This window comes from Sphingomonas sp. PvP018 (assembly GCF_017876865.1).
Classification (GTDB): Bacteria; Pseudomonadota; Alphaproteobacteria; order Sphingomonadales; family Sphingomonadaceae; genus Sphingomonas; species Sphingomonas aerolata.
Genome location: NZ_JAGIOU010000001.1, coordinates 1,114,014 through 1,128,468, shown reverse-complemented (window position 1 = coordinate 1,128,468; position 14,455 = coordinate 1,114,014). Strand labels below are relative to the sequence as shown.

10 protein-coding genes are annotated in these 14,455 nt (G+C 64.5%); 5 read left to right on the top strand and 5 right to left on the bottom strand.

Translation table 11 applies throughout. From position 1 onward, the window contains the following. Positions 1-780: 780 nt before the first annotated feature. Entirely contained in the window at positions 781-1,962 is a 1,182-nt protein-coding gene (locus tag J3A66_RS04690; RefSeq protein WP_209567494.1) for a hypothetical protein, read from the bottom strand. 155 nt (positions 1,963-2,117) lie between these two features. Next, positions 2,118-3,746, bottom strand: a complete 1,629-nt coding sequence (locus tag J3A66_RS04685) for a DUF5906 domain-containing protein (protein ID WP_209567492.1) — start codon at positions 3,744-3,746, stop codon at positions 2,118-2,120. A 549-nt stretch (positions 3,747-4,295) separates the two neighbouring features. Between J3A66_RS04685 and J3A66_RS04680 the strand changes: the two genes are divergently transcribed. From J3A66_RS04680 to J3A66_RS04665, 4 genes are all read left to right on the top strand, one after another. Next, complete coding sequence (locus tag J3A66_RS04680) at positions 4,296-4,622, top strand: hypothetical protein (RefSeq protein WP_209567490.1); 327 nt, start codon at positions 4,296-4,298, stop codon at positions 4,620-4,622. A gap of 266 nt (positions 4,623-4,888) precedes the next feature. Then, the gene (locus tag J3A66_RS04675; protein WP_209567488.1) at positions 4,889-5,344 is read left to right on the top strand and encodes a hypothetical protein; all 456 of its coding nucleotides are present in this window, start codon (positions 4,889-4,891) and stop codon (positions 5,342-5,344) included. A 97-nt stretch (positions 5,345-5,441) separates the two neighbouring features. Continuing rightward, positions 5,442-6,590: a site-specific integrase gene (locus J3A66_RS04670; RefSeq protein WP_209567486.1), complete on the top strand. Its 1,149-nt coding sequence runs from the start codon at positions 5,442-5,444 to the stop codon at positions 6,588-6,590. 197 nt (positions 6,591-6,787) lie between these two features. Beyond that, on the top strand, positions 6,788-6,997 hold the full coding sequence (locus tag J3A66_RS04665) for a helix-turn-helix domain-containing protein (protein ID WP_209567484.1): 210 nt from the start codon (positions 6,788-6,790) through the stop codon (positions 6,995-6,997). Positions 6,998-7,362: 365 nt separating this feature from the next. Here the strand turns inward: J3A66_RS04665 and J3A66_RS04660 are convergent, their stop codons facing one another. From J3A66_RS04660 to J3A66_RS04650, 3 genes are read right to left on the bottom strand one after another with little or no spacing between them, the layout of a single operon-like run. Continuing rightward, complete coding sequence (locus tag J3A66_RS04660; protein ID WP_209567482.1) at positions 7,363-10,569, bottom strand: helicase-related protein; 3,207 nt, start codon at positions 10,567-10,569, stop codon at positions 7,363-7,365. Next, positions 10,533-12,332 carry a phospholipase D family protein gene (locus tag J3A66_RS04655; protein ID WP_209567480.1) on the bottom strand — a complete coding sequence of 600 codons (1,800 nt, stop codon included), beginning with the start codon at positions 12,330-12,332 and terminating at the stop codon, positions 10,533-10,535. The genes J3A66_RS04660 and J3A66_RS04655 overlap by 37 nt, the downstream gene beginning before the upstream one ends. After that, positions 12,325-13,557, bottom strand: a complete 1,233-nt coding sequence (locus tag J3A66_RS04650) for a DUF6361 family protein (RefSeq protein ID WP_209567479.1) — start codon at positions 13,555-13,557, stop codon at positions 12,325-12,327. The genes J3A66_RS04655 and J3A66_RS04650 overlap by 8 nt, the downstream gene beginning before the upstream one ends. Positions 13,558-13,904: 347 nt before the next feature. Here J3A66_RS04650 and J3A66_RS04645 point away from each other — a divergent pair, with 347 nt between their 5' ends. Then, positions 13,905-14,312 (top strand): hypothetical protein, encoded by a 408-nt coding sequence (locus J3A66_RS04645; RefSeq protein ID WP_209567478.1) that lies wholly within the window; start codon positions 13,905-13,907, stop codon positions 14,310-14,312. The last annotated feature ends 143 nt before the right edge of the window (positions 14,313-14,455 follow it).

Genomic DNA, 14,455 nt, shown 5'->3' with positions numbered 1-14,455 from the left:
TCATGATGCCGCCCCAGCTGGGACGGGCAGGGACTGCGACCCAATGAGCGAGTCCTGCCGACCGCTGCCGGCGCGTCTGGGACGTATTCGGCTTCGAGAATGCCACAGGCACCGGGTGCCGCGCGATCGCGCGGGCAGGGGCGCAGCTAGGCGAGCAGATCGCCCTGATACAGTCGAAGACGGGCAACCCGGTCGTGCGGCCGATCTCCGGTCACGCAATGCTCAACGTCATGGGGATCCGCAGCGAGCCAATCGCGGACAAGGCGCGAGAGGTCGCGGTCGCCCGGCGGACGCATATCATTCAGTTGGGAGAGTATCTGTCGGAAGACAGATCGGACCATGTCGAACAGACATGACTCCGCCGCAGTGAAAAACGTTTGTTTTCTGCGGTGGAGAATGGTGGACGCACTTGGGCTCGAACCAAGGACCCGCTGATTAAGAGGTCCTGCTTCGTTCTCGCTGAATGGCCCCTTTTTACCCGTTTCACAACGCTTTCAACCTCTTCTACACGGACCGTAGACAACGGGCGGGCGTCATTCGCCCTCGGGCGGACGTTCCGGCCGCAACCGACCGCAGGGGCTGGGGAGGGGAAAAGGGGGGCGCGCGCCAGACAGGGAGGAAAGAGAGGAATCGCCAACGCGTTTGCCTGCAACCACGACAGGGAACGATCGACTCGCCAAGGTCGATCAACCTAAAACGTCACACGGAAAAAGCCCGACCGATTTTTGCGGCCGGGCTTCTCCTACAGGGTCTTCGCAGCCGTACGGTAGTATTCTCCTATTACTCCGATAAGCGAAGGGCGCCGCATGCGCGAGCGAACCTAGCCTTAAGATAGTATCTGGCGCGGGATGAGTGTCGCTCCAGGGGACCTGCTACGTCGGTCAACGCTTCGAGCTCGCGACGGATGGCGTGTCGGGCGTGCAGCCCACCCGCGTCGAACATTCCTACGGACAGGAGAGCCTCGAGCGCCTGTTTGGCCATCTGCTCAGCTGTTTCCGAAGGCGGTCCTTTCGAGCGGACAGTTCCCGCAGCGCGATCGATCAGTGGCTTGAGGTGTATAAGCAAAGAAGTAATCGTCTCCTCTCCCGCAATCGCAGCTCTCACATGCTGTTCGAGCCTATCCAATCGCGCTCCAGCATTGTGGAGGAAGTTCAGCAGTAACATTTTAGCTCCCTCTAGACAAAAACTAGAGCGGTCCCTGCCAACCAACGACGCGATGGTGTGGCGACCACGGCACGAGACTTCGAGCCTCACTGTGTCGTTACGCTTCGCATACACCTTGTCTTCGGGGCCGCGCGCAAGCTCCAAATACCGGATAGTCGGCACCCGCGTTACTTCCGCATGTGCGATGCGACGGTAAAGATCGAGCCTCCTATCCGTCGCGCCGCAAAGCGCGGCATGCTGCACTACACGAACGTCCCCGATCGCATCTTTGCTATCGAGATCGCGGCAGGCTTCTGCGCCCTTCAGCCAAAGTTCGCCGGGCTGCCAACCGGGAAAGGCGGAGTCTAGGGCATCCATTGCGTGCTCAACCGCTTCAAGGATGATTGGTAGCTGGGCTTCTAGCGGGGACAGCACGCGATGTTGACGACCAAGGACGTTGTCGCGACCATCGTAGCCCAGTTCCCCGCAGTCGTACGACCCCAGGAAACCCCTCATCGTGCTCATGCCGTTGCCGCTGACCGAGCACCGGTTTCCGAAAATCAGGTCGTTGCCGTCGCGCCGGGCGTGCACTTCTATTCGGAGGCTGCCGGCCGGGTGGTCCCCATCCGTCTCCAGGTCAATCGTCATCTGTTCGTAGCCGTCGTGATCTCTCGATGCTGGTGTCGTGATCCGTCCAATGTGCTGGATTGCCATCGCGACGTTCCTGTCCTCCTCATTGAAGAAGCCTTCCCGGCGTCCCGTCCAGCCGTACTTCCACGCGTCGATCCACGCGCCCGAGCTGTTCGTGTTCGTCTGCATCTGTCATCTTTCATAAGCGGAATGCCAGAGGCTTCCGCGTGATCAGGTCGAGGGGGGAAGGGGCGCTGTGTCGCGTGCCCCGACGCGCTCGCGAGATAAAAGAAGTCTCGTTATGTTCGCGGGAGGGGTGGGGCGGCGCGTGCCGCCCCGCGGTGTCACAGGTCGTTCAGGTCGACCTGTAAGGCGCCGTCGTCGCGGGGGCGATCGGCGCGGGTCAGGGCTACGCCCTTGTAGAATGGTTGTCCGTTCAACTTGTGGCGCGTTGCGCCACATTTGCTCTGAAGTACGCCGACGACCTTGGCGATCGTCTGGTCGTTGATCGAGTTCTGTTCGAAACCGCGCTCATCGTAGAAGGTCTTGAGCGCACTTCGCAACTCAATGGTCGTGATGCGACAACCTGGCGAACGCTCAACCTGCGTATGCGCGAAGAGCTCAGCGGGGTCGTTTCCATACTGCATCTCAGCGATTGCGAGATGGTGGCTGGCAGGCGTCGTGAAGGCGCCTTGCCTCATGAGACGGGCGGCGCCCGCGGCGGCGAACGCGATCAGGGCGTTCGGGTCTGCATCGACCTTGTCGATGAAGCCGGTGTCGACCTGATCCCCAACGAGTGTTTCGGGGAAATGCAGGACGAGGATGCGACGCGCGAACGCATCGGTTTTGTCGAGGATCCTGGGCAGCTCATTGGTCGCCAGCAGGTGTTTTGCGACCGGCGTGAAGCTGAACGGATCGTTTCGCATCCGGCGGCCAGTCGTGGGCTCGCCTGACACAATTTTCTTCATCTGGTCACCTCGGATCCTCACCGTGCCACCCAATTCAGTGACGACGTTGAGGAGCAGGTTCTCAAGCGAAGCGCGGAAGATCGGGTCGTTCCAGTGCTCGGGTGGCACCGAACCGACGACCTCCGGTGGCAGCAGTCTAACCAGCATTTCGATGATGGTGGACTTGCCTGAGCCTGAGGCGCCCCAAAGAAGGAACATGCCTCGGACATTGTCGCGGGCGGGCTTGATCCCGAAGAGGATAGAGCCTGCCACCTCTTGCAACGCCAAACGTGCCGCGGGATCGGGCAGTGTGCGTGCGAAGGCAGTTTCGAGCCAGTTGAAATTGGCCGCGCTGTCGTAGGCCGCCTCAAGCCGCAAACGTGCCTTATGCTCGGGCGCGTGCTGAAGGAGGTGGAGCTGGCCGTCCCCATCGAGATGGAGAAAGCCGTTTTTGAGGTTCACGCCGGCACGGGCATCGACAAAAAAGTCGTCTTGGCCACGCATCAGGCGCAACTGGGAAAGGACCTCCTTTCGGCCCGCCGAGCTGCGAAGCAAGGGCAGGTCGTCGAAGGTTTCCACCAAGTCCTTTTCGAGAGCGTCGAACGGGACACGCTCGAAGAAGCCCTCATCCGCGCTTCCTTCGATTTCGTCATCCGGCGGCACCATGACGTCTTCGTAGACGTACAAGCTTGAACCGGTGAAGACGACTTGTCCGTAGTCGCTATCGAGGAGACTGAGGTAGGCATTCGCTACCTGCCTGGGGGTCTGGAGTGTACCGTGTCCTTCACGGTAGCATTTGGCACCTCGCAGAAGAGCGCGGGCCGCTGTAGTGCTCATCCCTGTTTTAGCCTTTACGAAGTCACAGAGGATCTCAGCCTCGGCCATTTCAAGCCGGTGCAGTGATTTGCCTATGATGTGTGTCAAAGCAGGTATGTCGAAGGCGTCACAGAGCGCGTTGATCGCGTCCATGGCCTCTTGCAACGGCGTCCGTTCGCCCTCGCCGTCATAATCGTCGATGTCGTTCATTCGTCCTCCACAGCTAGACACCGTGAAGTACGACCGACACCGCGGCGCTTTGCGGTAAGCGTAATACGCAGCTGCAAAGCACCACTCGTGTGGTAGTCATATCGTAATCCAGCAATGTCAAAGATCCAGCAAACAATGCGCAGTTTGCGCGTCGCTCGTTGGCGTGCCGGGCACTATTGAAGCTGACTTTTACTGTCAACTGGAAAAATAAAATGTCATGCGGGAGATGCCGATATTGGGGATATATGAAATTAGTCCCGCTAGTGGGTCTCTATACTGACGCCATAAAGCCTGTTCTCAGGCGCCAGGGCGGCCGCCCCACGAGCGACCTTGGCAGCGGTAAGCCCCCGATCGTCAAGCGCATCCTGGAGGGCGAGAGTGGCCTTCCCGCCTCGTGCATTTAGCGGGAAATTTTTTGGGAGGTCGGTATCGGCTCATCATACTGCGCTTGATCGCGGACGATCAGTCGTCCTCTCCCCGTCACAGCATCGCCGATCGAACTCATGTCATTCTTTCGCTGGCAATCCTGCCAGCAGCAGGAGATTGTGCATGCCGATACATACTGGACATACCTTCGACGAACTCCGTCATCGAACCGGCGGGTTTCCCGTCCCAATCACGGAGAGACAGGAGGAAGTGATTCGCCTCGTTCGCTACCTGCAGCAGCATGGAGCGTGCATTCAAACCTCCGAGGATGTGCTCGACGCCATTGCGACCTGTCCGGAGGAAGAGGAGCTATCGGCATATCGCTGCCGAGAGGGCGTGGCTGTCGCGCACGCCAGTGATGGATGGTGGCTCCTTCTTCCCGAAGGCGAACTGAAGCTCCCCAGCCTATGCAGCGGCAAGCTTAAGCCAGGCGAGAGCCGCGATGCTTAAGAGAACGACCACGCCAGGCTGCTGGTTCTCGACCATTCGCGTACTGTTTCAGCAGGCATATCATCCATCACTCGCAGTCGGCGAGCGGACATGCTGAGCCGCGCACGTTTTGCAGGACCGGCGCTCTCACTGGTTGCCGCATTCCTGCGGCGTTTCGCATATCAACGGACGCCCGGCGGCCACCCAAAGGTCTCAGCCGTAGAAGTGACGCTGTTCCGCTTGGTGATAGTACTGCCGGGCGCCCGGCAGGTTCACTGGAGGAAGCCATGACGGCGGTGCGCGCCGAGAGCATCATTGCGATCGCCTTCGCTCACAGCGCGGAGGTACAGGCGTGGCGGTTGGCGATCACCCGGAGGGAAAGGAAGCATATCAATTGCACGTTGCTCAATCTGCGCAACCTCGGGCACGTCGCCAGCTTCAGCATTCAGGATATAGGGGGTGGCACGGTCCAAGACTTTGCTGTTGAGCTCCGCTCCCTTATCGGAAGCCTGCCATTCGACGGCAGTCGGGATACAAGGAACGTTGCGGCCAGCCCGGCACCCGCTTTTCTTATGCCGGTCTGGCGCTTTGATCACGTTGTACGAGGTCTACCTGCATCGACAGCTTGCCTCCTTGGCCTCGATCTTGAACTGATCGCATCGCCGAGCTTCGATGAGGAGCTCGGCGCACACCTGCCGGGACATAACGGTCGCTGGTTGATCCACGCGCACCCAATGTTCTGACGCCCTCAGCCGCAAAGGACGCCGGCGGCCCGCAACAGTCCATTGTCGCCCCGCGCTGATCGCCGAGCGGCCCCACCTAACATCGGAGAATATTGCCATGCCCGCGTTAACCCGCGGCTTGGCGTCGAATCCGCCGGCTGTGCCGGAGGGCAAAGCGAAGCTGCGCCTGTGCGACGACAAGCTTATCGGCTTTCTTATGGAGGTGAGAGCCTCCGGGAAGGTCACCTACTATTGCCGTTACAACGACCCCCGCGGTCGCCAGCGGGAAGTGCGGATTGGCCGTCACGGAGACGTGACGCTCGATCAAGCTCGAAAAAGGGCTCAGGAGATCAAGGCGGCGGCGGCGCTCGGTGGTGATCCCGCCGCCGACCGCGACAGATTGCGAGCAGTGCCGACCTTCGGAGAGTTCGTTGAGGAGCGTTATCTGCCGTACGTGAAAGGAAAGCTGCGTTCCTACCGTGATCAGGAAAGTTTCTTTCGTTTGCGGCTGAAGGCGGCATGGGGGCACCGTTATCTTGACCAGATACGCTCCGGCGACGTTGCGGAGTTTCAGGAGCGGCTCGCTCGCGAAGGTCTCTCTGGCGCCACGCGAAATCGATACACCGCGTTTATCAAACGCGTGTTTAACATTGCTCTACATTGGGAGGTGTACGAGGGGCGCAATCCCGCTCAGCGAGCCCAAATGCAACGCGAGCACGGACGCGAGCAGTTCCTTACCGATGCCGAACTAGTTGCGATGTTCCAAGCGCTCGACGTCGAGCCTAGTCAGACAGCGGCGTGCGCCATCGCGCTGCTGGCGGCGACTGGAGCTCGCCGGGGAGAAGTTCTCGGTGCAAGGTGGGAACGGATCGACCTTGATCGGCACATTCTCACGGTGCCAGCCGCTTCGTCCAAGAGCGGTCGCACGCGATACATTCCGCTGTCGGACGCGGCGATCCGCATCCTCCGCCGGGTGCCTCGCTGCGACAGCCCTTGGGTCTTCCCCGGCTCTGATCCGGCCAAGCCGATCAGCGATCTCAAGAAAGTGTGGGTGCGGGTGAAAGAGCGGGCAGGCATCGATCCCGGCTTTGTGCTCCACCAGCTGCGTCACACCTATGCATCCAGATTGGTAGGGCAGGGGCGTAGCCTTTACGAGGTGGGGCAACTGCTTGGCCACGCCTCTACTGCGATGACCGCCCGGTATTCTCACCTCGCCCCGGCGCGGCTCATGGAAGCGGCCAATCTCGCCCTTCCTGCCGACTGTTAATCGGCAGTCATTATCGACCACCTTGCGGCCCCACGGAGATGATCCCGGGGCCGTTCTTTTTTGGAGATACTCCCATGAACCGCAGTCAAAAGTTCACGCTGGCCTCTCGCAGGTTGTCGTCAGCTTCCCCGGCGCCCTCTTGCGCCGCACCGGCCGCCGCTCCCGGGCCCCTCGTCATAGACCCAATGGTAGCGGCGATGGACCAAGCCGCAGGTGACATGCCCCGCCTCCTGACGCCGCAGGAGGTCGGCGAGATGCTCGGGCTCACGGAGCGGACACTGGAGCGTTGGCGCATAATCGGCGAGGGGCCACGCTACGCGAAGCTGAGCCGAAGCACGGTGCGCTACTCCGCAACCGACGTTGCCGCGTTCATTGCGGTGCGGCTCAAGGCGAACACTTCGCAATGACACGCTCGGTGAGCCCAGTTGGCACCGCATGACTTAAGTGTCACCGATCGCATCAAGCGATCGGTGACACTATTCCTTGTGACGATAGTCTAAAAGCTCGGCGCCTGATCGACAGGCTTTCTGAGAGGTATGTCCGCCGCAAGGCGCTTGTCGAACGATGCGCTCCTTGCCGGGTCATTGCCGATTAGCACGATACTGTGGTTATCAGGGCTGACTAGAAGAAGCGGTCGGCGTTGCTACTTAGATGCGGGCGCCACGTCCGCCGGTTTTCGGCTTTCCACATCGGCGGTGAAGCGCGGCGGCCGGTGCGCGGTCCGCTGGTCATAGCGTCGCTGTCGACGCCGGGGCTCCAGCGAAACGCGACTTCAGGCGTTCCTAACGCGCGCGGGCGGCGGATGGAGATCTATCTTCCACTCGGCCGACTGCTCCGCGGTGACACCGTTGCGTTCGAGCGCCTCGAGGAGGTCGTCCGCCCTCGGCAGGCCCAACGCAAGGCGGTAGGTCGCTAGCCTCGCGCGCAGCCTGGGCCAGGCCTCCTCCTCGCGGCTGTAGCGGAGAAACGGCACGATCCGCCGGATGCGCACAGCTTCCGGGGTCGGCTCGAAGAGCCAGCATGGGGACAGCTCGTTCTCCTTGTCCTGTAGGGCGGCCGCGTCGAACAGTGCCTGCCATGGGTCGCCCGCGGCAGCGTTCGTCGTAAGGCCGCTGAGGCCGATCGCGGATGCGACGTTGAGGCGCACCGCGTGGCCTTTGTAGCGGTGGACGCGGCCCTCACGCTGCTCCAGTTCGACCGGCGACCTCGGAAGGTTCCAGTGGACGACCGCGTGGCACCACGGATGGAAGTCGAGCCCTTCCTGGCCGACGGCGGTCGACGCGAGTACGAAGGGGCGGAACGGCGAGTTGAACGCGCCCCGCACGACATCGAGGCGGCTGACCTCCCCATTGGGCTCCTTGACCTCCGCGAACCTGGCGCCGTGTCGGCACCGAAGGCGCACTAGGTCGCGGTCCTCCGACCCGGCGGCGCGGCGGCGTCCGAGGCCGTGCACGTCGATCGAGGCCCGACGGAGCGTCAGCGCCGTGTGCACCGCCTTTGCCGCCATCTGCAGCTTCTCGGCGTTGGTACCGTCGAACATGGCCAGCCCGTCGGCTTCGAAGTGCAGGTGCTCGTCGAGGACCGCCTGGAGGTTGCCCGAGAGGCTGTAGTCGAGGACCTGGTCCCAGAACACGCGCTTGCGCCCGGGCTGCTCGAGCTGGACCGCGGCGGCCGCCTCGCTCTGGTTGAACAGGCTCTGGAAGCCCCGCGCGACGTGGAAGGCCGAACGTCGCAGCTGCGCCTCTGTTACCGGACCCGACGCGGTGCGTCTGAGCGCACGGTACGCGCACGCCCCGGGCGCGGCGACGGCGGTCTTGGCGACGACTTGGGCAAGGTCCCGCGGCCGCCGGCCGAGCGAGCCGGGATCCTCGACCACCGCCGATATCGCGGCGCGCACGCGCTCGAGGTCGGGCGGCGTCGTCTCGCTGGATGCGAGGAACGGGTCGTCGTCCGCCAGCCACCGATGGAGGGACGGCGCCCCTTCGATGAGCAGCGGCGCGGCCCAGTACCACCGCTCGTCGACCCTTCCGGTGGAGGTGCTCGGCGGAAGCCGCCTCAACGCAGATCGGACGTGCGCCGCGGCGGCGCGCAGTACCGTCGCCGGATCCGCCGGTCCGCCCGCCTCGATCGCGTGGGGCAGGGGGTCGCCCCAGTCCGCCATGCGCTGGCCCGAGAGCAGCAGCAGGAGCGGCAGCATGGCGAGGGTCGGCTCGTCCGCCCCCTGGTTGGCGCGTCCCAGCCGGAGCATGTTCCCGAGGTCGCCGAAGCGCTTGTGGCGCAGGCCCTGTCCGCCGTCGGAGCGGCGTGTGCGCTTGGCGTGGGAGGCGCGCAGACCGGCGTCCAGCCTCTGCTCGACGACGTAGGAGGTCAGCGCCGCGATGGCGTCGGGAGCGAGCCGCCATTCCGTGAAGACGAGGCGCTTGAGGTCGTTCGGCGTCCGCGCGTACTCGCCGCCTGGCTTTACGTATGGGAGCGACGGCGGCGTCCAAAGCAGGCGCTCGGACCCGGCCGGCATCGCGTCGTCCACGAGGTCGCGCAGGCGCGCGGACGGGACGGCGAGGGGATCGAGGCGCCTGAGCGCCGGCTTGTCCAGCACCAGCCGGCCATGCCGCGCCTGCCTGCCGACGAACGGGCGGTCTCCCTCGGGGGCGTCGTTCACTGAAGTGCGGAACTGGTAGTCGCGCATGAAGTCGAGGAGGAAGGGCGCAGACTTCCAATACTCTACCGGATCGCGCACCTTCAGCCGGCGCGCGATGCGTCGCGCGGACACCGCGCCCGCGAGATCGCCATCTCCAGGATCGAGAGCTCGCGTCTCCTCGCGGACCATGGCGTTGGGGTTCGACGCGGCGCCGGTGCGCTCGGTCCGGCACATGATGGGTCGGAGGATCGCGCGCGCGTCGTTGCGCGCGGCAACGATCGCCTCCACCTCTGGAGGATTGGACCGCAGAGCCTGCGCGTAGCGGTCGAGCGCCTCCGCGAGGTCCACTGCGGTCGGCTCGTCCGCCAGGAAGCGCACGAGGGTGACGAAGTCGGCGTACGGCGTCTGGCCGGGGACGGTCTCGGCGCCGGGTATCCTGTAGGGGGTGGCGGACAGCAACAGCACCCGCCGGTCCGGCACCGAACGGCTGAGTAGGCTGTCCACCAGCCTGACCGCGATGTCGGTATCGATCCTGCGCGTGTCGAACAGCGTTGCGAACCGCTGGAACTCGTCGACTATGACGAGGCCGTTGCTGGCCATCGCTTGGGCGCTGTGGATGGCCAGGTGCCGACGCAGCCGCCCGACGACCTCGTCGCGCCGCCTCTTTAGACCGCGTTCGAGCCGTTCGTCTTTGGGGGCCTCCAGTATGTCCCGTCCGACCCGCCGGACGTCCTCCAGCAGGTCGGCGTCGGCGCGGACCGCCTCGCGGAACGCGTCGACGACGCGCGGGTCGAGCGTCATGGCTGCCATTCTCGCCGTCTCGCGCTCCCAGCTCCATTCCGAGACTTGTCGGATGACGGCGTCGAAGCGATCGCCGCGCAGGGTCCTGCGGAGGCAGGCGTGGATCAGCGCGCGCTCGCGCACCGTGCCCGACTTCCCCGAGACCTTGAACGAGGTGTCGGGCGTCAGCGCGAAATACCGGACGCCGCCGGGAGTGGCCGGCTCGAGCGCCAGCATGGTGAGACGCGTCGCCTTGCGGGTGCCTCCGTGCCCGCGAACCTTTAGCCGCTTCAAATTCTGGCTTGCTACCGGCTGGCTCGAGCAGAGGTAGACGATGTCGACGCTCTCGCCGGGCCGCCGGCGCAGCGCCTCGGCCAGCACCTCCCGCGCGACGACGGTCTTGCCCAAGCCGACCTCGTCGGCAACGAGGAAGCGGCGCGCGGGTTCGGCATCGTCCCAAAAGCGCCGGATGACGTAGTCGATCGTCCGCTTCTGAAAGCGGGTGGGCTCGCTGCGGTTTTCGGTCACTTTGTCGCGGCCGCTTGCAGGATCGCTGCCCATAGCGCACGGAACTCAGTTGACGTTACCATATGGAGCTCGGCCTCGCTAAAGGCGGAGAGGGTCTGCTCGACCGAACGCAGCCGGGCGGGCTCGTCGGCGGCGCACCGGACGAGCAATTCAAGGATGCCGGAGCGACCCGCCGCACCCGATTGGGCGGGACCGGCGCCGTCGCCGGGCGGGCCGTTCACCGTATCGAGCGCGTCGAAGTCGCCGAGTAGGACGCGCAGGAACAAGGTGAGGCTGCGGTCATCGGGCAAGAGCGATCGGAGCGCGGCGTGTCGCCGCTCCTCCTCTGCGACGCCGCGCACCTGGAGGTTTAGAGTGAACGCGATGGGGCCGTCCGGGCCGTCCGCCTCAAAGAACACGAAACCCGTGATCTCCGACAGGTCGAGCGTACCGGGAAGCCGCGCGGGCTCCCCGCGCGCCAGTTCCGTTGCGCACGCGCCGGCGCGGATCGATGCGAGAGTGACCGGCCGGAAGCGGAGCCCCGGCAACAGGGTGACGATGTCGGCATGGGGAGCGCCCGGCACGAGGTCGACGTGCCAGCCATCCGCCGCAGCCGTGCAGTGAAGATGCAGCCCTGCATTTAGCAGGTAGGAGCGCGCGGGCCGGTCGTCGAAGCGAGGCGCGATGCGTTCCGCGTTGGGCTCGGGGGCGAAGTCCTCAAGCACGGAACCGAGATGCCCTCGCTCGAGCAGCCCCTCTACGCCCGCGTCCCCCATCGCCTTCGTGCAATCCAGGCTAACCATGAACTCGACGTTCTTGCCCAACACCGCCGCCGCCGTCGCGTTCATCGAGCCGATGGCCATGCGGACGCGACCGCGGTCCTCCCAAATCAGAATCTTCGCGTGCAGCTGGGGGCTGCGGCCGCCCGCGGTGACGGCCTCGTCGGCGGCGTCGCCGTCACCCGTGCCGTCGGGCGGCGACAGAACGAGCGTCCGGGCGAAGCGGCCGTCGAGCGATGGCCAGCACGCCTCGATAGCGTCTTTGCGCGAGACGATGAGCGGCGTCTGCTTCGTCGTCTCCGTCAGCCTGTCGATCGCCGTGGCCGACAGGAACGGGGATATGATGGCGAGGCGTTCGCTCGCTGGCTGCGACCAGCCCGCGCCGGGGCCGCCGCCGACCAGGTGGAACGCCGGGCGCCCGACCTCGGGTGGCAGCTTCCAGCGCACGCTCTCCACTTCGCCGGCGAGTTCGTTCAGTAGGGACGTGCGATCGCGGGGGAGGGAGTTAATGCAGAGGCCGGGCAGCAGCCTGAGCAGGTCGCCGAGGTCGTTGCGCTCGCGCCTGGCAAGCGCGGCACCGCCCTCGAGCACCACGCCCGCGTCCCACGAGCCGTCGCCGGTGAGGTTGCGGCTCATAACGGCGACGCGAAGCAGGGTCCGGGACGTGTCCTCGCGGCGGAAGCGCATGATCCAGACCTTGGGGTGGAAGCTGCCGCCATTGGGAGCGGCAACTTGGTGGACCATTCCTTCCGCCTCGATGATCGAGGGCGGGACGAGCTCCGCGGGATGGATGGCGCCGCCCTGGCAGAAGACCATGGTGCGCGAGACGACGCGCCGCAGCGCAGCGAGGTCGGCGGCGCTGAAGGTGCCGGCCTTGCGCATGCGGCCGCCTGCGCCGTCGACGAGCATGGCCGCCGGCAGGGAGAGTACGGTGTCGAGCGACGCCGAGTAGGTGGTGGCGACTAGGCAGTCGAGCTCCATTCCGCCGGGCGCGCGCAGGATGTCGTAGAGCGAGGAACGACGCTGGGGCTCAAGCACTGGGCTTGGCCGCTAGGTCGTTCAGGCAGCTGCGCGCCCGGAACCAGCGGAAGTCCATCATCTGGCTGCCAGAATTCCCGTTCCAACGCTCGCGCTGCTTGGCGGACCGGATGCGCGACGTTCCGCCCCCGGCCTTGAGGTAGACTTCGCGTTCGCTGACGAGCGCGAGCGCCCCGGCGTGATCCAGCAGGCCGGCGCCGCCAGCCGCGAGTTCAGTCCAGCGGCGCACGAAGCCCAGCGTGCGCTCGTCGACCCGGTGTCGGGTCAGCGCCCCGAGGCGGGGGATTTCGGGCAGGCGGCGTACGAGGAGATCGACGTCGGCCGCGCTGAGTGCCGCAGCCCACTCCGTGAAGCCCCGCGAGTGCTGCGCCACGAGCCTCGTCGCATCCGGAGTGGGCGGCAGCAGCCGCGTCACACATACGTTGTAGAGGATAGCGGCCCCTTGCATGATGCGGGCGAAGGCGGCGGCGAGCTTCACCATGTCGCGCACCTCGGGTTTCAGAGCTCCCACCCGCGGGTGGTCCCACAGCCATGCCGCCCGGGTCGCGCGGCGGTGGCGCGAGAAGGTGCCAAAGAGATTGTAGCGGTGGCCGAGCCGATCATCGTCGATGCAGGCCGCCGAAAGCCTAGATCGCAGGAAGTCTCCCTCCTCCCGGGTGAGGCCAAAGTCGAGGTCTTCGATCCGTGGGAAGTTCTTGGGCGGATCGGGCCTCTCGGCATCGAAGCCGAGGTCGACCGCCGGCTTCCGGCCCTCGTCGAGCAGGTTGCTTTCCTTTGCCGCCCAGCGGGAGGCGGCGACTTGGCGCGCCCATCGCGGCCGACCCCCGCGTATCCGCCGCATGCCTAAGACGGCCAGCCCATTCCAGTATATCTCGCTCGGCATGCGCTCGAGGTCGTCTTGGCTGAGAATGCCGATGACGCCGTGTCCCTCGCCGAGGTGCTTCAGCGATCCGATGAGCGTTTCCTCGTTGGCCCGCAGGCGTGCGACGATCCTGTCGGAGTCGCCTTGCGACGCGGCGAGCTCGCAGCACCACTGGACGAAAAGGAAGTAGCGGACGCGCTGCTGGATCGTTGAGATGCCGGGGAAAAATAGGTCCGCGAAGCTGTCCCGGATCGTTCCAAGGCCAAGTTCGTCGCGCGCGTCGCTCCCCTTCGCGGCGCCGAGCGCGCGCAGGATCGCCTCCTCGCGGGAGCTGTCGTGGTCGACCCAACCCAGGAAGGTCAAGCGGCCGCTCCGTGATCGTCGCGTAGGGGACGCATCGCCAGGCTGGCCCGCGCGGTTCCCGACGCTGCGTCGTAACGCGTGTCCATGGACGAGCTACCTTTCGCCCCGTACGCGGGATGCGCTGGTGCCCGTTCCTGCATACTTTTTCCCTCTTTAGAGTCGCCTACGTGCGATCGCAATCCGACTTTGACTTCGCCCCACCCCCACTTTCATGGAGGCAAGGGAGGGTTTCACGGCTTCTGCGGCGGTTTGCAATACGCCTTTACGTTGACCGTCTTTGCGGGCCCGCATCAGCCCCGCCCGTCGCACAAATATTATTGGCCCGTATCAAGGTACGGGACACGCTGATGAAGATATTCGACAATCTGGCTGCCATGCGTGCCTGTCTGCCGGAAGGTGCATGTGTTCCAACAGAGCAGGTCTTGACCGACATGGAAGACTACATCGACGGACCAATCGAGCAGGCGAGCTTTACGCATCTGTTTGGTGCGCCGGCCTACCTTATAGAGCAGGTAGAAGATCTCAGCGCCGTTCTATCGTTCGATGAGGTGGACGGCCGGCGATTGTCGCTGGCGGATGCGGCCTCTAGCGCGTTCGACGTGGCGGAGTGGGTTGATGAGGGCCGGTTTGCTCGTTTCGTCACGATCGAGACGGCGGATGGCGGATCTCAATACCTTGTGCCTCGACATGTCGCTGAACGGGTCAGCTTCGTATGCACGAGCGTTGAAATGAGATTTGTAGATCACGTTGATTGACCGGGCTGCCGCGTGGCAGCCGGGTCACCCGGACCTTTTTTGGAGATGAGCGGGTGGGGCGGACCATCGCAACAAACCTCCTCAGCGCAGTTCCGTAGTTCGCAACTCAGGAGAGGCTATCGGAAAAACGACCTAGGAGCCAT